Origin of the sequence: Streptomyces sp. NPDC058701 (genome assembly GCF_042715295.1) — a bacterium.
In the GTDB taxonomy this organism is placed as follows: Bacteria; Actinomycetota; Actinomycetes; order Streptomycetales; family Streptomycetaceae; genus Streptomyces.
Map to the genome: position 1 here is coordinate 111,593 of NZ_JBHXSY010000014.1, position 22,193 is coordinate 133,785.

17 protein-coding genes and 2 pseudogenes are annotated in these 22,193 nt (G+C 72.8%); 14 read left to right on the top strand and 5 right to left on the bottom strand.

Going from position 1 to position 22,193, the window contains the following annotated elements:
• Nucleotides 1-27 precede the first annotated feature (27 nt).
• Both eccD and ACFWW8_RS17730 read right to left on the bottom strand, forming a co-directional pair.
• Nucleotides 28-1,383, bottom strand: coding sequence for a type VII secretion integral membrane protein EccD (gene eccD, locus ACFWW8_RS17725; RefSeq protein WP_386529731.1), 1,356 nt, complete (start codon nucleotides 1,381-1,383; stop codon nucleotides 28-30).
• Nucleotides 1,384-1,633: 250 nt separating this feature from the next.
• A pseudogene (locus tag ACFWW8_RS17730) lies at nucleotides 1,634-1,897 on the bottom strand (hypothetical protein); the annotation flags it as partial.
• 271 nt (nucleotides 1,898-2,168) lie between these two features.
• Here ACFWW8_RS17730 and ACFWW8_RS17735 point away from each other — a divergent pair.
• Both ACFWW8_RS17735 and ACFWW8_RS17740 read left to right on the top strand, forming a co-directional pair.
• Nucleotides 2,169-3,392 (top strand): serine hydrolase domain-containing protein, encoded by a 1,224-nt coding sequence (locus tag ACFWW8_RS17735; protein ID WP_386529732.1) that lies wholly within the window; start codon nucleotides 2,169-2,171, stop codon nucleotides 3,390-3,392.
• 91 nt (nucleotides 3,393-3,483) lie between these two features.
• The gene (locus tag ACFWW8_RS17740; RefSeq protein WP_386529734.1) at nucleotides 3,484-3,981 is read left to right on the top strand and encodes a GNAT family N-acetyltransferase; all 498 of its coding nucleotides are present in this window, start codon (nucleotides 3,484-3,486) and stop codon (nucleotides 3,979-3,981) included.
• Nucleotides 3,982-4,036: 55 nt separating this feature from the next.
• Here the strand turns inward: ACFWW8_RS17740 and ACFWW8_RS17745 are convergent, their stop codons facing one another.
• On the bottom strand, nucleotides 4,037-5,821 hold the full coding sequence (locus ACFWW8_RS17745; RefSeq protein ID WP_386529735.1) for a bifunctional 3'-5' exonuclease/DNA polymerase: 1,785 nt from the start codon (nucleotides 5,819-5,821) through the stop codon (nucleotides 4,037-4,039).
• Between the two features lie 292 nt (nucleotides 5,822-6,113).
• Here ACFWW8_RS17745 and ACFWW8_RS17750 point away from each other — a divergent pair, with 292 nt between their 5' ends.
• The 3 genes from ACFWW8_RS17750 to ACFWW8_RS17760 all read left to right on the top strand — a co-directional run bounded on the left by ACFWW8_RS17750 (nucleotide 6,114) and on the right by ACFWW8_RS17760 (nucleotide 9,861).
• Nucleotides 6,114-7,289: a DUF2786 domain-containing protein gene (locus ACFWW8_RS17750; protein WP_386529737.1), complete on the top strand. Its 1,176-nt coding sequence runs from the start codon at nucleotides 6,114-6,116 to the stop codon at nucleotides 7,287-7,289.
• 161 nt (nucleotides 7,290-7,450) lie between these two features.
• Nucleotides 7,451-9,496: an FUSC family protein gene (locus tag ACFWW8_RS17755; protein WP_386529739.1), complete on the top strand. Its 2,046-nt coding sequence runs from the start codon at nucleotides 7,451-7,453 to the stop codon at nucleotides 9,494-9,496.
• 119 nt (nucleotides 9,497-9,615) lie between these two features.
• Nucleotides 9,616-9,861 carry a DUF397 domain-containing protein gene (locus ACFWW8_RS17760; RefSeq protein ID WP_069920830.1) on the top strand — a complete coding sequence of 82 codons (246 nt, stop codon included), beginning with the start codon at nucleotides 9,616-9,618 and terminating at the stop codon, nucleotides 9,859-9,861.
• A 122-nt stretch (nucleotides 9,862-9,983) separates the two neighbouring features.
• On the opposite strand, the gene ACFWW8_RS17765 is transcribed toward ACFWW8_RS17760, so the two are convergent.
• Complete coding sequence (locus ACFWW8_RS17765) at nucleotides 9,984-10,493, bottom strand: ATP-binding protein (protein WP_386529740.1); 510 nt, start codon at nucleotides 10,491-10,493, stop codon at nucleotides 9,984-9,986.
• A gap of 356 nt (nucleotides 10,494-10,849) precedes the next feature.
• On the opposite strand from ACFWW8_RS17765, the gene ACFWW8_RS17770 reads away from it, so the two are divergent.
• The 9 genes and pseudogenes from ACFWW8_RS17770 to ACFWW8_RS17810 all read left to right on the top strand — a co-directional run.
• Nucleotides 10,850-11,728, top strand: a complete 879-nt coding sequence (locus tag ACFWW8_RS17770; protein ID WP_383918086.1) for a helix-turn-helix domain-containing protein — start codon at nucleotides 10,850-10,852, stop codon at nucleotides 11,726-11,728.
• Nucleotides 11,729-11,817: 89 nt separating this feature from the next.
• Nucleotides 11,818-13,275: an aldehyde dehydrogenase family protein gene (locus ACFWW8_RS17775; RefSeq protein ID WP_386529741.1), complete on the top strand. Its 1,458-nt coding sequence runs from the start codon at nucleotides 11,818-11,820 to the stop codon at nucleotides 13,273-13,275.
• Nucleotides 13,276-13,336: 61 nt separating this feature from the next.
• Nucleotides 13,337-15,430, top strand: coding sequence for a penicillin-binding protein 2 (gene mrdA, locus ACFWW8_RS17780; RefSeq protein WP_386529742.1), 2,094 nt, complete (start codon nucleotides 13,337-13,339; stop codon nucleotides 15,428-15,430).
• 128 nt (nucleotides 15,431-15,558) lie between these two features.
• Nucleotides 15,559-16,071, top strand: coding sequence for a DinB family protein (locus ACFWW8_RS17785; RefSeq protein ID WP_386529744.1), 513 nt, complete (start codon nucleotides 15,559-15,561; stop codon nucleotides 16,069-16,071).
• Nucleotides 16,072-16,084: 13 nt separating this feature from the next.
• The gene (locus tag ACFWW8_RS17790; protein WP_386529745.1) at nucleotides 16,085-16,720 is read left to right on the top strand and encodes a PadR family transcriptional regulator; all 636 of its coding nucleotides are present in this window, start codon (nucleotides 16,085-16,087) and stop codon (nucleotides 16,718-16,720) included.
• Between the two features lie 77 nt (nucleotides 16,721-16,797).
• Nucleotides 16,798-17,781, top strand: a complete 984-nt coding sequence (locus ACFWW8_RS17795; RefSeq protein ID WP_386529746.1) for an ATP-binding cassette domain-containing protein — start codon at nucleotides 16,798-16,800, stop codon at nucleotides 17,779-17,781.
• Nucleotides 17,778-18,563, top strand: coding sequence for an ABC transporter permease (locus tag ACFWW8_RS17800; RefSeq protein ID WP_386529748.1), 786 nt, complete (start codon nucleotides 17,778-17,780; stop codon nucleotides 18,561-18,563). The genes ACFWW8_RS17795 and ACFWW8_RS17800 overlap by 4 nt, the downstream gene beginning before the upstream one ends.
• 93 nt (nucleotides 18,564-18,656) lie before the next feature.
• The gene (locus tag ACFWW8_RS17805) at nucleotides 18,657-19,415 is read left to right on the top strand and encodes a MerR family transcriptional regulator (RefSeq protein WP_386529750.1); all 759 of its coding nucleotides are present in this window, start codon (nucleotides 18,657-18,659) and stop codon (nucleotides 19,413-19,415) included.
• A 132-nt stretch (nucleotides 19,416-19,547) separates the two neighbouring features.
• Nucleotides 19,548-20,216: pseudogene (locus ACFWW8_RS17810) on the top strand (VTT domain-containing protein); the annotation flags it as partial.
• Nucleotides 20,217-20,414: 198 nt separating this feature from the next.
• Here the strand turns inward: ACFWW8_RS17810 and ACFWW8_RS17815 are convergent.
• Nucleotides 20,415-22,058, bottom strand: coding sequence for a threonine/serine exporter ThrE family protein (locus ACFWW8_RS17815; protein ID WP_386529751.1), 1,644 nt, complete (start codon nucleotides 22,056-22,058; stop codon nucleotides 20,415-20,417).
• Nucleotides 22,059-22,193: the final 135 nt, after the last annotated feature.

The window sequence follows — 22,193 nt, forward strand, 5'->3', positions numbered from 1 at the left end:
CCCCGCCCGGAGCGCCTGCGCGTTGACTCAGAACTTGTCGAGCAGTTGCCCGTACACACCGAACACCCCGACGGCGATCGGGAACAGCCCCACCATGCCGACCGACTCGACGAGGTCGGCGGTGCGCCGCAACCGCACCCGCACGTGCTCCGGCGGCTGTACCGCGAGCACGACCAGCGGCAGCAGCGCCGCCACGGCGAGGACGGCGAGAGGGCCGGCGCCCTCGCCGTGCTCGGTCCACAGCATCACCAGGCGTACGACGAGCAGCGCCGCGGCGGCGAACAGCGCCACCACCTCGGCGACCAGGGGGAAGGCGCGCGCTCGCGACAGGAGCACCACCGCGCCGAGCGTCGGCAGCACCACCGTCCACACGGTCGGCCTCTCGGCCAGCGTCAGCAGCCAGCCGGCCGCCGCCGCCGAGATCGCCGTGACGATCGTCGCGAGGGCGAGCCCGCGGTGCGTGGCGGCGAGGGCGTTGCCCACCTCGTGGCGGCTGACCGAGGCGCCCCCCGAGCGGCGGTCGTCGAGCGCGGTGAGCCCCGAGGCCATCAGGGCGAGCCGCGGCAGCAGGCCGAGCAGCACCACGGAGAAGAGGAGCATGACCGCGCCGAGCCGGGCCGGATCGCCCTGGACGGCGGCGACGGCTTCCCACACGGCGGTGATCACGGCGGTGACCACGGCGCCGATGAGTCCGCCCCGGCCGAGGGGCGAGAAGTAGCCGAGCAGCACCAGCGTCAGGACGAGCGCGCCCGCGACGGCGGCGAGCCGTGCGCCGCCCGACCAGTGGTGGGCGTCCGCGGCGGTCCACGCGGTGAGCACGCCCAGCGTGCCGGAGGCGAGCAGGAGGGCGGTCGCCAGGCCCCGGTTGCCCTGACCGATCCGGGCGACGAGCGCGCCGGCCACCAGCAGGGCCAGGGTGACGGCGCCGAGGGCGAGGGCCAGCGCGTCGAGCGCGAACTCGCGGCGGGCGAGCAGCGCGGCCGTCACCGCGAAGGCGACGGTCGCCACGCCCGCACTGCGCCGGCGGGCGGCCGGGCGCCAGCGCCAGGCCCGCAGATCGAGGTCGTCGGCCACCAGGTCGGTGACGTCGTGGACGACGGGCGCGGGGGGCGCGGAGTGCGACCGCACGAGCCGCAGGACGGCGCCGTCGGCTATCCCGGCCGACGCGAGCGTGCTGTCGTGCGGCAGCGCGGAACCGTCCGGCGCGATCAGCTGACGCGTCATCGGGCGCGACGCGGTCCGGTCGTCGAGCAGATGCAGTATGTCCGGGAGCAGTTGCCCGATCGGAGTGTCGGAGGGCAGGACCATGTCGGCCCGGCGCCGCTCGCCGACCAGGGTCACCCGGCTCAGTTGCGCGCGGGAAGTCGTTGCTGTGCTCACCACTTACCGGAACCTATCATCGCGGAATTGCGACCTTTCGGGGCCAAGGGGACATAGTTCTGCTGTGGGGCGGCGAGCTTTCCCGGATCTGCACACGGCTGCGTCCCCCGTGCCCCTACGCCTGTGTCGGCTTGGGTGACGTGGACGTACGCGCGGGCGGGGGCGACTTCTGCGGTTTCTGCGACGGCGACGGACGGGGCGCCGCGGAAGGGTGCGGCGCCGCCGCGGACGGGCCCGTCGGCAGCGGCGACTTCGCCGGCCCCCCGAACTGCTCCACGCGGTTCTGCTGTTGTCGCTGCTGCTCGGCCTTCTGCTTGGCGAGCGTGTGCTGGATGAAGGACCACCCGACGCAGCCCGCGCACAGGACGGCCGTGATGGCGAGGCCCGCGAACAGCTTCCCGAGCCGTCCGTCCGCCGTGCGCCGCGCCCGCTGCGCGCCGAACAGCAGCGCGTCCCCCATCCTGCGTCGGCGTACCGTCACCGATTCCAGGAGCTGGCTGTCGTAGTCCCTTGCCATCCGTCGTCCGTCGCCTCAGTCCCGACTCGTCGAGCGCGGCAACCGCTCCGGGGCGCGGATGCTGCGCCTGGGCCATGCGAAATCCCCCGTGTTTTGCCTCTGCAACATAAGGCATGGAACAACCCCGGGCACACCCCCGTCCGGGGAGGGGCGCTCCGATCCCCTCACGCGCGCGGGCACGGCCCCGGCGGCCCCCGGCGCGGTCGCCTGCGGGCAGGGGCGCGGTTACGTTGGAGGGACCGGTCCTTGTCGGCTCCGCGGGAGGCCCGTCATGGCGACACGTTGGCGCAGCGCGGCGATGGCGGCCGCCGCGGTCGGGCTCGTGGTGGCGCCGCTGGGCGGGCCCGCGGCCCAGGCCCGGAGCGCGCAGGCCCCCGCCGGGGCGGTCGCGGCCACCGATCCCGCGGCGGACGCCTTCCCGCGGCTGACCCCGGCCGTGGCCGCGCGACTCGACGGAGCGATCCGGGGGGTCATGGACGAGGCCCAGGTGCCGGGGGTGCTGGTGTCCCTGTCGGCGCCGGGCAAGGGGGAGTACGTACGGGCCTTCGGCGTCGCGGACAAGGCGACGGGCGCGCCGATGGCGACCGACCTCGCCATGCGGATGGGCAGCGAGACCAAGACCTTCACCGTGACCGCCCTGCTCCAGCTCGTGGACGACGGCCGGGTCGGCCTGGACGATCCGATCGGCAGGTACGTCTCCGGCGTGCCCAACGGCGACCGGATCACCTTGCGCGAGCTGGCCGGGATGCGCAGCGGGCTGTTCAACTACTCCGAGGACGAGGGCTTCTTCACCGCGCTGACCAGCGATCCCCGGGGGAACTTCACCCCGCGGGAGCTGCTCGCGTTCTCCTTCTCGCACCCGGTGCAGTTCGCGCCCGGCGCGCAGTTCCAGTACTGCAACACGAACCTGATCCTGCTCGGTCTGGTGGTGGAGAAGGTCACCGGCACCCCGCTCGCCGAGTACGTCAACGAGGAGGTCGTCGCGCCCGCCGGGCTGAAGCACACGCTCTTCCCCCGGGGCGCGGAGTTCCCCTCGCCGCACGCCCACGGCTACACGAACCAGACGGCCTCGGGGAAGACCGAGGACGCCACCGACTGGAATCCCTCGTGGGCATGGGCGGCCGGCGCCATGATCTCCGACCTCGCCGACCTCAAGGTGTGGGCGAAGAGCCTGGCCACCGGCCAATTGCTGACCCCGGCCACCCAGGCGCAGCGGCTGAAGACCACCCCGGCGGGGAACCTGCCCGACACCGGGTACGGCCTCGGCATCTTCGACGCGGAGGGCTGGATCGGGCACAACGGCTCGCTGCCCGGCTACCAGTCGCTGACCGTGTACCTGCCCGAGGCACAGGCCACGATGGTGGTGCTGCTCAACACCGACATCGCCCACGAAGGGGCCGAGCCCAGCTCCCTGTTCGGCGAGGCGATCACCCAGGTCGTGACACCGGACCACGTGTTCAAGCTGCCCGTCCAGCCGGCCGCGGGCAAGGAATAGCCGCCCGGGGCGCCCACCCCCCGGCCTCCCTCGGCGTCCCGCACACAATGGGCTTCCGCACGGGACGCCGACAGAGGGAGAGACGACGTACATGAACGCTCAGGCATCGCAGGGGCAGCACCCGGGCACCGGGGTCGTGCTCCGCACCGCCGGGGAGCCGGACCTCGACGCGGCCGCCGTGCTGTTCCGGAGCTACCTCGACTTCTACGAGGTGGAGGTCGAGGACCCGGACCGCCCGCGGGCGTTCCTCGCCGAGCGGATCGCCAACGACGAGTCCCTGGTGTTGCTCGCCGAGGTGCCGGGGGCGGGGACGGTCGGGTTCGCGCAGGTCTACCGCACGTTCTCCTCCCTCGCCCTGCGTCCGGCCTGGATCCTCAGCGACCTGTACGTGGCCCCGGCCGGGCGCCGTACGGGCGCGGCGACGGCGCTGCTGCGCGAGGTGCTGCGGCGCGCCGCAGCGTCGGGGGCGGCCGCGGTGCAGCTGGACACGGCGTACGACAACCACGTCGCGCAGGGGCTGTACGAGGCGGAGGGCTTCGTCCGCGACGAGTTCCACATCTACGTCCACGCGCTGGAGGGCCTGGCCTGAGCCCGGCCCCGGCCCCGGCGCGGGTCACGGTCCGGGTCCGGGCCCCGGTCCGGGGTCACTTGGCGTCGGCGTAGCACTCCACGACCGCCGTCGTGAACGGGAACCGGACCGGGGTGTCGCCGAAGGCGATCCGCCCGGCCCGGTCCCCGGCGGCGCGGATCGCCTCGGCGACGGCCGCGGCCTCCTCGGCCGGGCAGTGCACGATCACCTCGTCGTGCTGGAAGAACACCAGCTCGGCCCGCAGCCCGGCGGTCGCCTGCCGCAGGGCGGCGAGGAGCAGCAGGGCCCAGTCGGCGGCGCTGCCCTGCACCACGAAGTTGCGCGTGAAGCGGCCGCGGGCCCGGGAGTTGGTCGAGGCGTAGCTCGGGGTCCAGGCGTCGTCGCGCTCCTGCGGGAGTCCGGCCTCGCCGCCCTCCCCGCCGCCGGTCCCGGTGCCGTCCGCGCCCCCCTCCCCGTCCGCGTCCGCCGAGGTGGCGGGGGGCGGGCTGGTGCGGCCCAGCCAGGTCCGTACGAGCCGTCCCTCCTCGCCCGCCCGGGCGGCGTCGTCCACGTACGCCACGGCGCGGGGGAAGCGGCGGCGCAGGGCGGCGAGGTTCTTCAGGCCGTCTCCGGAGGTCTGCCCGTAGACGGCGCCGAGGACGGCGAGCTTCGCCTTGTCCCGGTCGCCGGAGAAGCCGTGGCGGGAGACGGCGGTGTAGAGGTCCTCGGGCCGGCCGGCCACCTCCATGAACGCGGGGTCGCGGGAGATCGCGGCCAGGACGCGCGGCTCCATCTGGTCGGCGTCGGCCACCACCAGCCGCCACCCGGGGTCGGCGACGACCGCCCGGCGGATCACCTTCGGGATCTGCAGGGCCCCGCCGCCGTTGGTGACCCAGCGGCCGGTCAGGGTCCCCCCGGGGATGAACTCCGGGCGGAAGCGGCCGTCGTGGACCCAGTCGGCGAGCCAGCTCCAGCCGTGGGCGGTGTAGATCCGGTACAGCTTCTTGTACGCGATCAGCGGCTCGACGGCGGGGTGGTCGAGCTCCTGGATCTCCCAGCGGCGGGTGGACTTGAGCTTGATCCCGGCTTCGGCGAAGGCCCTGATCACGTCGGCGGGCAGGTCGGGGCGCACGCGGCGGCCGAACGCGTCGGACACCTCGTCGGCGAGTTCGGCGAGCCGGCGGGGTTCGCCGCCGCCGGCGTACCGCTCACCGAGCAGGTCGGTGAGGAGGGCGCGGTGGACGTCGGCCCGCCAGGGCAGTCCCGCGCGGTTCATCTCGGCGGCGACGAGGAAGGCCGCGGACTCGGCGGCGACGAGCAGCCGCATCCGGTCGGGATGGGCGGTGGCGCCGAGACGGTGCACCTGGTCGGCGTGGACCGCGAGCAGGGCGTCGAGGGGGACGGGGGCGGGCTGGGGGTCGAAGAGGGAGTCCTGCGTACCGGGCACGGCGGCCCGCTGCGGCGGATCGGGCGGTACGGGCTCGTTCCTGAGGCGGGCCCAGGCGGCCGCCGCCGACCGGGGCTCCCCGAACCGGCCCTCGTGGCCGAGGAGCAGCAGCTCGGCGTCCTCGATGTCGTGGCACCGCTCGACGCGGGCGCCGGCGGCGAGCAGGCGGGGGTACACCGCGGCGGTGGACCGCCACACCCACCGCGTCCCGGCGGGCGCGGCCCGTACCGCCTCGGCGGGGTCGCGGACGCGGAGCCGGGGCCCGGCGGGGCCGGGCGGGGCCCCGGTCCCAGGCGCGGTCCCGGTCCCGGTCCCGGCCCCGACGGCGGTCGGGGGCCCGGGAGTGACGGGCGCGGCGTGCCACCACCCGTCGGCGTCCTCGGCGAGGGCCCACCGGCCGGCGTTTTCGCTCACGGGTGCGAGTGTCCCACCGGGGTCTGACAGGGGGGCGGCGCCGTGCCGGGTCCCGTGCCCGGTCCCGTGCCGGGGGCTCGGTGGGTTCGGGCGGGCGGGGGAGTCGGGGTCGGGCGCCGCGCCGTTGCCGGGGCTCCGCCCCGGACCCCGCGCCTCAAACGCCGGCGGGGCTGGATCGGGCCCGCCTCGGGCCCTGCGCCTCAAACGCCGGCGGGGCTGGATCGGGCCCGCCCCGGGCCCTGCGCCTGGAAGGGTTCGGGGGGTGGGTGGGGGGCGTGCCAAGCTGGAAGGTGTGAGAGACCTTGCCGAGACCGTCGACCGCGCCTTCGCCGCCGCCCTCTACGCCCAGGACGACACCGGGCTGGACACCGGCGCGTCCGTGCTCGTCGCCGAGCCTGCGCTGTGGCCGGGGGTGGGGCAGGAGCTGCTCGCGCGCGGGGAGGCGTACGTGCGGCAGGGCTGGGAGCGCGGCTGGCAGCCGGCCGACGTGCTGCGGCTGGTGCGCCGGGACCTCGACGAGCGGCACCTGAGGATCACCGGGGACCTGATCGCCGCCGAGGCGCGCCGCTACGCCCGGCTACCCGCCCGGTGGACGGACGCCGAGGCGTGGTGGGGGAGCGACGGGGAGTACGCCGACCGGCTGGCGCAGCGGGAGCGGACGGACCGGTTCACGCTGGCCGGTGCCTTCCTGGAAGTGCTGCGGCTGCTGATCCGGCTGCCCTCGATCGAGCCCGTGGGCCCGCTGCCGGGCGACCCGGCGGACCTCGGGGAGCACGCGCACATCGAGCCGCGGATGCTCGGCCGCATCCGGGCCCTGCTCGCCAAGGCCGAGGCGACCACCTTCCCGGAGGAGGCGGAGGCGCTCAGCGCCAAGGCCCAGGAGCTGATGGCCCGGCACACCGTGGACGAGGCGCTGCTGGTGGCGCGCGGCGGCGGGCCCACGCGGGTGCCGGGGGCGTGCCGGATCGGTGTCGAGCCGCCGTACGAGGAGGCCAAGGCGGTCCTGCTCGACGCGGTGGCCACCGCCAACCGCTGCCGGGCGGTGTGGAACAGCGGCTTCGAGTTCTCGACGGTGGTCGGCTTCGAGAGCGACCTGGAGGCGGTGGAGCTGCTGTACACCTCGCTGCTCGTGCAGGGCACGGCGGCGATGACCCGGGCGGAGGCCGCGCAGCGCTCCGGCGGACGCAAGCGGACGAAGACCTTCAGGCAGTCCTTCCTGCTCGCGTACGCCAGCCGGCTCGGGCAGCGGCTCGCCGAGACGGCCGAGCACACGGCCGCCGAGGCCCCGGACAACCTGCCGGCCCTGGTGGCCCGCGACGTGGCGGTCACCTCCCGGGCGGACGAGATGTTCCCCCGGACCACGACGACCCGGCTGCGCGGGGCCACGGATCATGCGGGCTGGGAGGACGGCACGGCGGCCGCCGACCGCGCGCACATGGGCGGCCGACGCCACCCGCTGCCCCGCTAGGCCGTCTCCGGGCCCCCGCCGTCCCCGCCGGCCGCGGGCCCGGCTGCCGAACAGCGATCGGGATGATGATCGGACCCGTGGAACAGCCGCGGACGGGTGCAGGACATATCCGTAGAAGTCCTGAAAGCCGAAGCGCCCGTCGCGCGGTTACGCTCGACGCCATGAGCTGGCTCCGGGCGCTGAAGGACACCGCCCGGTCGGGCGTGACGGTGGAGCGGACGCGCCTGGAACCCCTGGTCGCCCTGCGCGCCGCCGCCGGTCTCGCGATCGTCATCGGCGCCGGACTCGTGTTCCTCGGTCCCGGGGCCGCCGCCAGTTCCGCGTTCGGCGCCTTCATGGCCGCCATCGCCACCTTCCAGCAGAGCTGGCGGCCCCGGCCCGTCCTCGCCCTCGCCTCCGGCCTGACCCTGGCCGTCTCCACCTTCGTGGGCTATCTCGTCGGCTCCTCGCACACCGCACTCTTCCTCGCGCTCCTCGCCGTCTGGACCTTCGCCGCGAGCCTGATGTGGGCGGCCGGCCCCACCGCCGGGATCATCGCCTCGGGCAATGTCGCGATCATGCTGGTCACCGTCACCCTGCCGACCTCCGTCCCGCAGGCCGCCGGGCACGCCGCGATGATCGCCGCAGGCGGAGTGGTCCAGGCACTGCTGATCGTCCTCTTCCCCATCCGCCGCTGGGGCGCCCAGCGCGACGCCCTGGCCGACGCGCTCGCCGCCGAGGCGGACTACGTCCGGCGGCTGCGCCACGACCCCCACGCGCCCTTCGACCCGCAGCCGCTGATGCGGGCCCGGGCCGCCGCCACCGTCACCGCCCGGCAGGCCCGGCGCCGCCCCGCCGAGCTGCACGGGGCGCGGGGGCTCGCCGAGCGGATCCGGCCCGTGCTGGCCTCCCTCGCCGACCCTGCCGTGGGGGCGCCCGCCGAGGGGCCGGCGCGGGACCGGGTGCGGGAGCTGCTCGCCGCCGCCGCGTCGGTGCTCGACGCCGCCGCGCGGGCGATCCGGCACGGGGAGCCGGTCCGGCCGCCCGCTCCGGCCCTCGCCGTGCTGGTGTCCCCCGACACGGCGGACCTCCTCACCGGCGCGCCGCTGCGGGCCGCGCGCCGGCTCGCCGCCCTGCTGGACGACGTACGGGAGACGGCCGGGCCGGGCTCGGGGCGCACCGCCGACCCGGGGGAGTCGATGCTGCGGCCCACTCTGTGGCGGCTGGCGCCGCTGGTCCTGAAGGCCGTACGGGCGGAGCTGCGGCCCGGGTCGCCCGTCCTGCGGCACGCCCTGCGCGTCGCCGCCGTGGCCTGCGCGGGCCTGGTGATCGGGCTGGCGCTGCCGCTCGGGCACGCCTACTGGGCCCCGATGGCCTCGGTGATGGTGATGCGGCCCGACTTCACCCAGACGTACTCCCGGGCCGTCGCGCGCTTCGCGGGGACCCTGGTCGGGGTCGCCGCCGCCACCGGCATCGTGCAGCTCGCCCACCCGGGGATGTACCTGTCGGGCCTGCTGGCGGTGGTCAGTGCGGGCCTGATGTACGTCCTGATGCGCACCGGATACGCCGTCGCGCAGCTCTTCGTCTCCGCGTACGTCGTCTTCCTGCTCGGCATGGGCGGGGTCCGCTGGGACCAGACGGTGCCCGACCGGGTGGCGCTCACGCTGGTCGGCGGGCTGCTCGCGATGGCCGCCTACGCCCTCTATCCGGCCTGGGAGACCCCGCGGCTGCGCACCCGCCTCGCCGACTGGCTGGCCGCGGACGGGCGGTACGCGGCCGCCGTGCTGCGCCAGTACGCCGACCCGGCCGGGACCCGCCGGGCCGACGTCCGCGCGGCCCTGCTGGACACCCGCGACGCCCGCATCGCCTGGCAGGACGCGGTCGCGCGGGCGGCGGGGGAGCCGGTGCGCCACCGCGGCCTGTCCCGGGCGGCGGCCGAGGGGGCCGGCGACGCCCTGGCGGCGCTGGGCCGCCACGCGATGCTCCTGGAGGCTCACCCCCCGGACCGGGACGGGGCCCCGGTGCCGGGGGCGGCGGAGTTCGCCGAGGCGCTGCGCGCCGCGACGGAGGCGGGCGCCAAGGCCGTACGGGAGCGCCGCGTCCCGCAATGGGGCGGCGTACGGGCCCTGCTGACGGCCTGGGACACGCTCCCGCCGGGAGTGCTGCGAGGGGCCGCCGAGCAGCTCGTGGACTCCCTCGACGAGGTGTCCGAAGCCCTCCGGCCCTGAAGGGGCCCTTGTTTGTGATCAGTGGGCCACCCTCCGTGCACGTGCATCTGCCCATGCAGGCGCTTATGAACACAGCTATGATCCGGTGCAGTTGACATCTGCACTATCGGGGGCTTCCTGTGGACCACGCGTACAACGGGATGGCAGCTGCAGAACTCGCTTCCTTGTTTGAGCTGACGTGGCAGAAGAGCAGACACAGCAACTCTCAGGGCTCTTGTGTGGAGTTCGCGAGACTGCCCGGCGGCGATGTCGCCATGCGCAATTCGCGCTTCCCCGACGGACCGGCGCTCGTGTACACGCCGGCCGAGATAGAGGCGCTGCTCCTGGGAGTCAAGGACGGCGAGTTCGATCACTTGATCGGCTGACGGAACAGCGCACTCGTACAAGCCATGCACGTGCAGCGGCCGGGATTGATCGCAGTGATCAATCCCGGCCGATTGGCGTGTAAGGAGCGGGCCGTCCGCCCTCTCCGGCGACGGTCCGCGGCTCAGTCGTGGAGCAGGAACAGCGCCCAGACCACCTTGCCGGTGAGCCGTCCCGCGAGCGGGTGCCAACCCCAGCTGTCGCTGTAGGAGTCGACGAGGAACAGCCCGCGGCCGGACTCCAGGTCGACGTTCTCCTCCGTGCGCTCCGGTGAGAAGGCCCCGCCGGGCCGGTCCTCGCTGGGGTCGCGCACCGCGCACACGAGCCGCGTGCTCCACCGCATCAGATGCAGCCGCACCGGAGGCTCCGCCTCGGCGCACGCACCCCGCGCGTCCTCGGGCAGGGCATGGCGCAGCGCGTTGGTGACGAGCTCGGAGACGACCAGCGACACGTCGTCGAAGCGGTCGTCGAGACTCCACCGGGACAGTGTCGAGCGGGTGAAACTGCGGGCGCCCCGCACCGCCTCGAAGCGGGCGGGCAGAGCGCAGGAGGCGGACCCGGAGACAGCCGTGGGGTCGACCGGGGGAAGCCCCTGCCGTAACGGCTCGAGCATGGTCGATCCATTCGTCCCCATGCGAGGCACTCCCGGGATTCGCGGACGAAGCGGCGGCCTCGTCCAAAGAGAACTGCGGGGTGGGTCCGTGCTCCGGCGCGAACAGCACGCAGGTGCGCGGGGACCATCGTTCCGAATGGCGGAGCCGGATGCAAGGGCAGATGCACGTGCACGCGCCGGACCTGTCCACTCCCGTGACGGTTCTTGCTCATTTCTTCCTACGCATACGGACGGACTTCTTTCCGCGCTGGCGGGATTCCGTTACAGAACGAGTACGGGCCGATGCGTTTTGGTGGCAGACTGCGGCCCCTGGGGTCGGGGGCCCCGCTGGCTGTCCCGCCCGCACGCGAGTGCGGAAGGGGCGAACATCCATCGCGATGGGGAGGGCAGGACTAGTGACCGCAGAAGCCAGCGGTTCTGTGGTGCGCCGAATCCTCCTGGGCTCGCAGCTCAGGCGACTCCGTGAATCCCGCGGCATCACCCGCGAGGCGGCCGGCTACTCGATCCGCGCATCCGAATCGAAGATCAGCCGCTTGGAGTTGGGAAGGGTGAGCTTCAAGGCACGGGACGTCGAGGACCTCCTCACGCTCTACGGGGTCACGGACGACGCGGAGCGCGAATCCCTCCTGGGGCTGGTCCGCGAGGCCAACGCCACCGGCTGGTGGCACAGTTACGGAGACGTGCTGCCCGGGTGGTTCCAGACGTACATCGGTCTGGAGGGTGCCGCCTCGCACATCCGCATCTACGAGGTGCAGTTCGTCCACGGCCTGCTCCAGACCGAGGCGTACGCCCAGGCGGTCGTCCGCCGCGGCATGCCCGGCGCCACCGCGGCCGAGATCGACCGGCGCGTCGCGCTGCGCCTGGAGCGCCAGAAGGTCCTCGTCTCCGAAAGCGCCCCGGTCTTCCACGCCGTGCTCGACGAGGCCGCCCTGCGCCGCCCGTACGGTGACCGCGACGTCATGCGCGGGCAGTTGGAGCACCTCATCGAGATCTCCCAGCGGCCCAACGTGCAGCTCCAGGTGATGCCGTTCTCCTTCGGCGGCCACGCGGGCGAGAGCGGGGCCTTCACCCTGCTCCGCTTCCCCGAGTCGGACCTGCAGGACATCGTGTATCTGGAACAGCTCACCAGCGCCCTCTACCTGGACAAGGACGAGGAAGTGGGGCAGTACGGCAGGGCCATGGAGCGACTTCAGGCCGACTGCCCGGACCCGGGCCAGACCAGGGATCTTCTTCGCGGCCTGCTCCAACTGTCTTGATTCGCACGTACTATGACGTCTGATCAGTGCATGATGACCGATCGGTCTCCGGTGCAGCGCACGGGTGCGCGCTCGCAGTAAGGGATGGCATGTCCATATTCAGCGACCTGGCTCACCAGTACATCGACGGCGAATGGCTGGCCGGTACCGGTTCGTGGGACATCATCGACGTCAACCCGTACAACGGGGAGAAGCTCGCCGCCATCACCGTGGCCACGGTCGAGCAGGTGGACCAGGCCTACCGCGGCGCCGAGCGCGCCCAGCGCGAGTGGGCGGCCACCAGCCCCTACACCAGACGCGCGGTCCTGGAGCGCGCCCTGCGGATCACCGAGGAGCGCGAGAAGGAGATCGTCGAGGCGATGATCGACGAGCTCGGCGGGACGCGTCCCAAGGCCGAGTACGAGGTCCACATCGCCATGGAGTTCATCCGCGAGGCGATCCAGCTGGCCGTCCGCCCCGAGGGCCGCATCCTGGCCTCGCCGGTCGAGGGCAAGGAGAACCGCGTCCAGCGCCTCCCGGTCGGCGTCGTGACCGTGATCAGCCCGTTCAACTTCCCGTTCCTGGTCACCCTGAAGTCCGTCGCCCCGGCCCTGGCCCTGGGCAACGCCGTGGTGATCAAGCCGAACCAGAACGCGCCCGTGGTCGGCGGCGGGGTCATCGCCAAGATCTTCGAGGACGCCGGGCTCCCCGCGGGCCTGCTGAACGTCCTCGTCACCGACATAGCGGAGATCGGCGACGCCCTGCTGACCCACCCCGTGCCCAAGGTGATCTCCTTCGCCGGCTCGGACCGCGTCGGCCGACACGTGGGCGCCGTCGCCGCCCGGCACTTCAAGCGGACCGTCCTGGAGCTGAGCGGGAACAGCGCGCTCGTCGTCCTCGACGACGCCGACCTCGACTACGCGGTGGACGCGGCGGTCTTCAGCCGGTTCGTCTACCAGGGCCAGGTCTGCATGGCCGCCAACCGCATCCTGGTCGACGTCTCCGTCGCGGAGGAGTTCACCGAGAAGTTCACCGCCCGGGTCCGCGCCCTGAAGACGGGCGACCCGCACGACGCGGACACCCACATCGGCCCGCTGATCAACTCCTTCCAGGCCGACGCGCTCACCGCGCTCGTGGACCGGGCCCTCGCCGAGGGCGCGCAGGCGCTCGTGCGCGGATCTACGCGCGGCAACCTGGTGGAACCGACCGTCCTGGCCGGCCTCCCCGAGGACTCCCCGCTGCTGGGCCAGGAGATCTTCGGCCCGGTGGCCCTGCTGGTGGTCTTCGACGGCGAGGACGAGGCCGTGCGGCTGACCAACCTCACCCCGTACGGGCTGAGCGGCGCGGTGCACACCCGGGACGTGGAGCGGGGCGTGCGCTTCGCGCAGCGCATCGAGACGGGGATGATCCACGTCAACGACTCCACGATCGGGGACGAGCCGCTGGCCGCCTTCGGCGGGGAGAAGGCCTCGGGGCTGGGCCGGCTGAACGGCGAGGCCACCGTCGAGGCGTTCACGACCCAGAAGTGGATCTCGGTGCAGCACGGGCGGACGCGCTTCCCCTTCTGAGGGCTGCCCGATCTACACTCGACCGGGCGTACGCGGAGCAGCCGCCCGGGGGAGAGCAGAGTTGAGCAACATACCCGAGACCGGCCGGACCCCTCGGGTCCAGAACCGGCTCGTCGTCATCCAGATCGTCGTCTTCTCGCTCCTGCTCACCCTGGGCGGAAGACTCTGGTACCTCCAGATACGCAACGGCCAGGAGTACACGGACGAGGCCAAGAACAACCACGTCCAGCGTGTCGTCCAGCCCGCGGTCCGCGGCTCGATCCTGGACTCCCGCGGGGTCCCGCTCGCCGACAGCCAGACCCACCTCGTGGTCTCCGCCAGCCGCACCGAGCTGCTCAAGATGAAGGACCGCGGCACCGGAGTGCTGACGCGCCTCGCCGGTGTCCTGGGCATGAACCCCCAGGACGTCGTCGACAAGGTCCGGCTGTGCGACGCCAAGACGCCGCAGCCCTGCTGGAACGGCTCTCCCTACCAGCCCATCCCGGTCAGCGACGAGGCCACCACCGAGCAGGCGCTCCAGATCCACGAGCACGCCGAGGACTTCCCCGGGATCACCGCCGAGCCCACCGCCATGCGCCGCTACGCCGGACCGGACGGGGCCAACACCTCCCAGGTGCTCGGCTACCTCTCCCCGGTGACCGACGAGGAGATCGCCAAGGCGAAGAACTCCGACTCGCCGTACCTGCGCTCCGACCAGGTGGGCCGCTCGGGCCTGGAGCGGACGTACGACAAGGACCTGCGGGGCAAGGCGGGCATCACCCGCTACGAGGTCGACAACCTGGGGCGCGTCATCGGCCAGGGCCAGGCCGACAAGTCGCAGCCCGGCTCGAACGTGGTGACCTCGATCGACTCCCGGGTGCAGGCGGTCGCCGAGCGCGAGCTGAACAACGCCATGGTCGAGGCCCGCAAGACCTTCGACAAGAACAACACCCGCAAGAACTACGTCGCGGACTCGGGCGCCGTCGTCGTCATGGAGGCCAGGACCGGCCGCGTCGTGGCGATGGCGTCGAACCCGACCTACGACCCGAACGCCTGGGTGGGCGGGATCTCGGGCAAGGACTACGCCGAGCTCACCGACAAGAAGTCGAACTATCCGCTGCTGAACCGGGCGATCCAGGGCCAGGCGGCCCCCGGCTCCGTCTTCAAGGTGGTCTCCTCGACGGCGGCGGTCAACGCCGGCTACCCCTTCAACCGGCGCTACCCCTGCCCGAGCTCGTACTCGGTCGGCAACCAGACCTTCACCAACTTCGAATCCCAGGGCTACGGCGACATCACCATCGGCCGGGCCCTGGAGGTCTCCTGCGACACGGTGTACTACGCCATCGCGGACCAGGAGTGGAAGAAGGACGGCGGCATCAACCCCAAGAAGAACCCCAACGACTGGTTCTTCAAGACCGCCCACGCGTTCGGCCTCGGCAAGCCCACCGGCATAGACCTGCCGAACGAGGTGCCCGGCCGGGTCCCCGACCGCAAGTGGAAGCAGGACTTCTTCGAGGCGAGCAAGGCCTCCTGGTGCCGCGACGGCAAGAAGAACGGCACCTTCGCCGAGAAGATCGCCTACGAGAACTGCCGCGAGGGCGACCAGATGCGCGAGGGCGACGCCATCAACTACTCGATCGGCCAGGGCGACACCCTCGTCACCCCCGTCCAGATGGCCTCCGTCTACGCGGCCATCGCCAACGGCGGCACCCTCCACCAGCCCAGCGTCGGCAAGGCCGTGGTCAGCGCCGACGGCACCTCGGTCAAGGAGATCGCCCCGAAGGTCCAGGGCAGGCTGCCGATGGACGCGAAGCTGCGCAACGACATCGACGGGGCCCTCGCCGACGTCGCCACCACCGGCAGCGCCGCCTGGCGCTTCGGCGGCTGGCCGCAGAAGCAGATCCCGATGCACGCCAAGACCGGCACCGCCGAGGTCCAGGGCAAGCAGACGACCTCGTGGTTCGCCTCGTACACCGAGGACTACGCGATCGTCATGACGATCTCCCAGGGCGGCACCGGCTCCGGCGCCTCGGGCCCCGCGGTCCGCAAGATCTACGAGGCCATGTACGGGCTGGACGAGAAGGGCAACCAGGACCTCGCCAAGGCCCTGCTGCCGAAGCCGGCCACCGGACTCCCGGCGCTGCGCCCGGACGAGACCGGCGAAGCGACGCGCTGAACCGGCGATTGAGGACGGGAACTGACCGCAAGGCTCCGTAGCGTGGTTCACGTGACCGGGGGACGACACCCCTCCCGGTCACGAGCACCACGACCGCTACGAGAACCCCAGGAAAGAAGGCGTCCACCATGGCTCAGGTTTCCACCGAGGTCCCCGGCGACGAGCGCGGCACCCTGCTGGCCTTCGTCGAGGCCCAGCGCGCCGCCCTGCGCGAGGCGGCGGAGGGGCTGGACGAGGAGCAGGCGGCGAGCCGCCCGAGCGTCAGCGAGCTCTCGCTGTCCGGGCTGCTCAAGCACGCGGCGGAGTGCGAGCTGGGCTGGCTGCGCATGGCGCAGGGCAGGCCCGACGAGACCATCCGTTCCGAGGCGGACTGGAACGAGGCCTTCCGTCTCGTCGAAGGGGAGAGCATCCCGTCCGTCCTGGCCTACTGGGACGGGGTCGCGCGCGAGACGGAGGCCTTCATCCGCGCCGTCCCCAGCCTCGACGACAGCTTCCCGCTGCCGCCGGCGCCCTGGTTCCCCCAGGATGCGAAGGTCTCCATGCGCTGGCTGCTCCTGCACCTGGTGGAGGAGTTCGCCCGGCACGCGGGCCATGCGGACATCATCCGCGAATCCCTCGACGGGACCCGCGCGATGGGGTGAGTAGCCTGGCCCCATGTCAGCGATCCGGCTTCTCGTCCTCGGTGCCGTCCGCCAGCACGGGCGGGCGCACGGGTACCAGGTGCGAAACGACCTGGAGTACTGGGGCGCGCACGAGTGGTCGAACACGAAGCCCGGGTCGATCTACCACGCGCTCAAGCAGATGGCCAAGCAGGGCGTCCTGCTCGCGCACGAGGTGGCTCCCAGCGCCGCCGGCGGTCCGCCGCGCACCGAGTACGAGGTGACGGCCGCCGGCCGCGAGGAGTACTTCAAGCTGCTGCGCGAGGCCCTCGCCGCCTACGACCAGAAGGCGGACCTCCTCTCCTCGGCGATCGGCTTCATGGTCGACCTGCCCCGGGCCGAGGTCCTGGAGCTGCTCCGGGAGCGGCTGGGGAAGCTGGCGCAGTGGCGCTCGTCGGTGACGGACTACTACACGCCGGAGGGCGGCCCGCAGCAGCTCGGGCACATCGGCGAGATCATGCACCGCTGGGTGAGCTCCGCCGATGCCGAGGCGGACTGGACCCGGGGTCTGATCGCCCGGATCGAGGGGGGCGCGTACTCCTTCGCGGGCGAAGGCGGCGAGCCGTTCGTGGGGGTCCTGGCCGAGGGCCGGGAGAACCCCTACGCGCCGTCCGCGGAGTCCGGCAGGTAATCAAGTTTGACTAGGCCCTTCGCGGGCAGTACCTTGGCGCAGCTCGCTATTCAAGTTTGATTAGTGAAGGAGTTGCTTTGACGGTCTTCGTCGAAGGCGTTCACAAGCGGTACGGGGACAAGCCCGCCCTCGCCGGGCTCGACCTGGAGGTCCCCGCCGGCACCGTCCAGGCGGTGCTCGGCCCCAACGGGGCGGGCAAGACCACGGCCGTACGGATCATGAGCACCCTGCTGCGCCCCGACGCGGGAACCGTCCGCGTAGCGGGCCACGACGCCCGGACCGACCCGGCCGCCGTCCGCGCGCGGATCGGGCTCCTCGGCCAGCACGCGGCGCTCGACGAGGAACTGGACGGCCGGCAGAACCTGGAGATGTTCGGCCGCCTCTACCACCTGGGCGCCCGGCGGGCCGGGCTGCGGGCGGACGAGCTGCTGGCCCGCTTCGGCCTCGCGGACACCGGCCGCAAGGCGGTGAAGCAGTACAGCGGCGGCATGCGGCGCCGCCTCGACCTCGCGGCCTCGCTGATCACCGAACCGGAGGTGCTGTTCCTCGACGAGCCCACCACCGGTCTCGACCCGCGCGGCCGCGCCGAGGTGTGGGGCGCGGTCCGCTCCCTGGTCGGCGGCGGAACGACGGTCCTGCTCACCACCCAGTACCTGGAGGAGGCCGACCAGCTGGCCGACCGGATCGCCCTGGTCGACGGCGGCCGGGTCGCGGCCGAGGGGACGGCGGACGAGCTGAAGTCCCTGGTCGGCGCGGACCGGATCGTCGTCGTCCTGCGGGATCCGGACCGGCTGGCGGAGGCGGCCGCGCTGCTGCCGGACCCGGTGGTGACCACGGACCCGCCGACGCTCGGCTTCCCGGTCGAGAACCGGATGGAGGGGCTGGCCCTGACCCTGCGGGCGCTGGAGGGGGCGGGCATCGAGGCGGCGGACCTCGCGGTCCGCCGGCCCACGCTCGACGAGGTGTTCCTCCACCTGACGGACGGACCCGACGGCTCCGGGCCCCGCCCCGGCGGCTCCGCCGGGGCGGGCCGCGCCGACCGTACGGAGGTGTCCGCATGAGCGCGGCGGCATGGGTGGTCTCGGACTCCTGGACGATGACCCGGCGCGAACTCGCGCACTGGGCGCGGCAGCCGGTGCAGGTGGTCGTCGGGCTGGCCTTCCCGGTCATGATGCTGCTGATGTTCGGCTTCCTCGTGGGCGGCGGACGCGGCGTCGACGGCGAGTACGTCGAGTTCCTGGTCCCCGGCATGCTGGTGCTGACCATGGCCTTCGGCCTGGAGGGCACCATGACGGCCGTCACCCAGGACCTCGGCAAGGGGGTCATCGACCGCTTCCGCGCCATGCCGATGTCCTCCTCGGCCGTCCTGGTCGGGCGCAGCGCGGCCGACATGCTCCAGTCGGCGGTGGGCCTCGCCGTCCTGGCGGGCGTCGGGATGCTGCTCGGCTGGCGCTGGCACGGTTCGCCGGGCGCCGCGCTGACGGCCTTCGCGCTGCTCCTGCTGCTGCGCTTCGCCATGCTGTGGATCGGGATCTACCTGGGCATGGTCGCGGGCCGGCCGGAGCTGGTGGTGGCCGTGCAGATCCTGGTGTGGCCGGTGGGCTTCCTGTCCAACGCCTTCGCCAGCCCGGCGTCGATGCCCGGATGGCTGGGGGCGGTGGTCGAGTGGAACCCCATGTCGGCGACGGCGACCGCGGTCCGGGACCTGTTCGGCAACCCGGCGGCGGCCTCCGGCTCCTGGGCCTTCGAGCACGCCGGCCCGCTGGCCGTGGGCTGGCCGCTGCTGCTGCTCGCGGTCTTCGTCCCGCTGGCCGTGGGCCGCTTCCGGGGCCTCGGCCGCTGACCGCTCGCGGCGCACCGGCGGGGGCGGACTTGCACCTCACGCCGCGTGAGGAGCCACAGTGAAGGGCGTACCCGACCGAGAGGAGCGGAAGCGATGGGCTACTCAGTGGGCCAGGTCGCCGGATTCGCCGGAGTGACGGTGCGCACCCTGCACCACTACGACGAGATCGGTCTGCTCTCCCCGAGCGGCCGCAGCCACGCGGGGCACCGGCGGTACGACGACGCCGACCTCGACCGGCTGCAGCGCGTCCTGTTCTACCGGGAGCTCGGCTTCCCGCTCGACGAGGTCGCGGTCCTGCTGGACGACCCGGAATCGGATCCGCGGGAGCACCTGCGCCGGCAGCACGCCCTGCTGTCCGACCGGATCGCCCGGCTCCAGCAGATGGCCGCGGCCGTGGAGAACGCCATGGAGGCACAGAAGATGGGCATCAACCTCACCCCCGAGGAGAAGTTCGAGGTCTTCGGGGACTTCGATCCCGACGATCACGCGGAGGAGGTGGAGCGGCGCTGGGGCGGCACCGACGCCTACGCCGAGTCGCAGCGCCGGTCGGCCGGCTACACGAAGGACGACTGGCAGCGGATCCAGGACCAGGCGGACGACCTCAACCGGCGGCTCGTCGCGCTGATGGACTCGGGCGCGTCCGCCGAGTCGGAGCAGGCCATGGACCTGGCCGAGGAACACCGCGGCTGGATCACCGGCAACCACTACGCCTGCTCGTACGAGATGCACACCTGCCTCGGCGAGATGTACGTCGCGGACGAGCGCTTCACGGCCTACTACGACGCCCTGCGGCCCGGCCTGGCGGTGTTCGTGCGGGACGCGATCACGGCCAACGCGATCCGCAACCTGTAGACGGAAGGTCACGGATTCGACCCCCGCCGGTCCCTGGAACCGGGCGGGGGTCGTGTGCGTTGATAATTGAGACGCCCGCCCCGCCTGCCTGCCTCCGCCGGCACCCCCCCGATCCAGGAGAGTCCGGAACCCGTGTACACGATTGCGCTCGGCCCTGAGTGGCTGTCCCCGGACTATTTGATCTCGCACTTCGGCCTGATCGGCATCCTGGTCATCGTCTTCGCGGAGTCGGGACTCTTCGCGTTCCTGCCCGGCGACTCGCTGCTCTTCACGGCGGGCCTGCTCGTCGCGGACGGCCAGTACATCAAGCAGCCCCTGTGGCTGGTCTGCACGCTGATCGTGGCCGCCGCCATCATCGGCGACCAGGTCGGCTACATGATCGGCAAGTTCTTCGGGCCGAAGCTGTTCAACCGGCCCAACTCCAAGCTCTTCAAGCGGGAGAACCTCGACAAGGCACACGAGTTCATGGACCGGCACGGTCCGAAGGCCATCGTGCTCGCCCGCTTCGTGCCGATCATCCGCACCTTCGCCCCGATGGTCGCCGGCGCCGGCTCGATGAAGTACCGCACCTTCCTGACGTACAACATCATCGGCGGCATCGGCTGGGGCGCGGGCGTCACGGTCGCCGGATACTGGCTCGGCCAGATCGAGTTCATCAAGACCAACGTCGAGCCGATCCTCGTGGGCATCGTCCTCATCTCGGTGATCCCGGTGGTCTTCGAGGTGCTGAAGGCCCGCAAGGAGGGCAAGGCGAAGGCCGCCCAGGCGCCCGCCGTCGAGAACGAGGGCCCGCAGGCCCCGGGCCAGCGCGGCCGCCACGCCAAGCGCTAGCTCCCGCGGCCCCGGCCGCCCCGTCACGCCCCGGAGGCCCGCACAGGGCCCCGGGGCGTACGTGTGAGCGCAGAGGGCGCCGAGGGCGCCGTACGCCGGCACGGGAGCGGGTGCGGGTGCGGGGTTACGGGGTGCGGCGTACGGGGTGCTGGCCGGGCGCGGCGACCGTCAGAAGCCGCGGGTGCGCTTCGCCGCGCGGCGCTTGGCGGCGCTCGCGGCCCCCGGGATCCGCATGAACATCCGCGAGGCCTCCGAGCCCAGGTTGACCCCGATCGCGATGGCCAGCGCGATGGCCGCGGCGTTGGTCAGCGAGCCGAGCCCCTGGCTCAGGTGGTTCTCGGCGATCAGCAGCAGTCCGTAGTACGTCGCCGAGCCGGGCAGCAGCGGGCCGATGGCCGCGGTCACGTACGGCAGGGCGGACGCGAAGCGGTAACGGGAGAAGAGCTGCCCGAACAGGCCGACCAGGCCGGCCGCGATGGCCGTGGACGGCACCGGCTCCAGGCCTCCCGCGTAGTGCAGCGCCCCGAACGTCGACCAGGCGATCCCGCCGTTCAGCGTCACGATCCACACCGTGGAGCGCTCCTGCTGGAGCAGGATCGCGAAGGTGAACACCAGCACCATCGAGGCGGCGATCTGGATCAGCGGCCGCTGCTGGATCTCCAGGACCTCCTCCGGCCGGGGCGAGGCGTCGTTGAACTGCAGCCCCACGTAGAGCACGACCAGCACGCCCAGGATGATGCCGATGAAGAGGTACATGACCTCCAGCAGCCGGGCGGACGCGGTGATGTAGTAGCCGGTCAGGCCGTCCTGCACGGCCGCGACCAGGGCCCGCCCGGGCAGCAGCGCGAACAGCCCGCCGGTGATCACGGCAGAGGCCTTGACGTCGATCCCGGTCATGTTCAGCGCCACGCCGATGGCGGCGGGCGGCATCGCGGCGACGACGAACTGGTAGAACTCGGGCAGTCCCCGGCCGGCGCAGAGCCACGCCAGCCGGTCGCCGAGGACCGCGCCGATCGCGGCCGCGAAGAACACCAGGACCCCGCCGCCGACGAGGGTGGAGGCCGCGCCGGCGAGCAGCCCGGCGGCCGTCGTGAGCATCCAGCCGGGGTACGGGTGCCGGTTGCGGCGGATCTCGGCGAGGCGCCGGTAGGCCTCCTCCAGCGAGACGTCGTCGTGGGTGCTGATGTCGTCGACCAGCCGGAAGACGGCCGCGAGGCGGTTGTAGTCGGTGCCGCGGCGGCGCACGGTGCGGTTCGCCGACACCGGGTCGTCCACCAGCGAGGGCTGGTGGGTGATCGACAGCATGGTGAAGGTGACGGTGGGCTCGCAGCGGTCCAGCCCGTACGAGCGGGCCACCGCGAACATGGCCGCCTCCACGTCCTCGGCGGCCTCGCCGCCCGCCAGCAGCAGCTCGCCGATGCGCAGGGTCAGGTCGAGCACGCGCCCCACGGCCGGCCCGGTGTCCTCGGCCTGCTTGAACACGCGGTCGGGCACGGGACGGACGTCGACCGGCATGCGCAGCATGGTGCGCATCCGGTCCTGCCAGGGGGACTCCTTCAAGCCGGCCACGGGGAACCCCTGGGCGGGGGTGTAGGCGGGCGGGGAGTGCTGGGCGCTGTACGTGGCGGGGTGGGCGAAGGCGGAGCCCTCGGGCTCGGCCGGGAGGGTCGCGAAGCCGTCGGGCACCGCGAACTCGGAGGTCGGCTGGTCCTCCTCCGGCGCCTCGGGCACCATCCCGGGCGGCGTGGTGAAGGCGCTGCGCGCCTCGTCGGACTGGGGCTTCCTGTCCTCCGCCCCGTCGGCCTCCGCCACGCGTCCTCCTGTCCGTGATCGTCCCCGTGATCGTGCCCGTGATCATCCGCGCCTTCAGTATGCGGAATCGCTTCGTCCCCGGCGAAAGGGGCGTCCGTACCGGAAAAGCACAGCGGGCGGCACCCCCGACGGGGG

Coding starts and splice junctions, on each gene's coding strand:
- ACFWW8_RS17735 (WP_386529732.1), top strand. CDS start 2,169: ATGGCGACACGTTGGCGCAGCGCGGCGATGGCGGCCGCCGCGGTCGGG.
- ACFWW8_RS17740 (WP_386529734.1), top strand. CDS start 3,484: ATGAACGCTCAGGCATCGCAGGGGCAGCACCCGGGCACCGGGGTCGTG.
- ACFWW8_RS17755 (WP_386529739.1), top strand. CDS start 7,451: ATGAGCTGGCTCCGGGCGCTGAAGGACACCGCCCGGTCGGGCGTGACG.
- ACFWW8_RS17765 (WP_386529740.1), bottom strand. CDS start 10,493: ATGGGGACGAATGGATCGACCATGCTCGAGCCGTTACGGCAGGGGCTT.
- ACFWW8_RS17770 (WP_383918086.1), top strand. CDS start 10,850: ATGGGGAGGGCAGGACTAGTGACCGCAGAAGCCAGCGGTTCTGTGGTG.
- ACFWW8_RS17775 (WP_386529741.1), top strand. CDS start 11,818: ATGTCCATATTCAGCGACCTGGCTCACCAGTACATCGACGGCGAATGG.
- ACFWW8_RS17785 (WP_386529744.1), top strand. CDS start 15,559: ATGGCTCAGGTTTCCACCGAGGTCCCCGGCGACGAGCGCGGCACCCTG.
- ACFWW8_RS17790 (WP_386529745.1), top strand. CDS start 16,085: ATGTCAGCGATCCGGCTTCTCGTCCTCGGTGCCGTCCGCCAGCACGGG.
- ACFWW8_RS17800 (WP_386529748.1), top strand. CDS start 17,778: ATGAGCGCGGCGGCATGGGTGGTCTCGGACTCCTGGACGATGACCCGG.
- ACFWW8_RS17805 (WP_386529750.1), top strand. CDS start 18,657: ATGGGCTACTCAGTGGGCCAGGTCGCCGGATTCGCCGGAGTGACGGTG.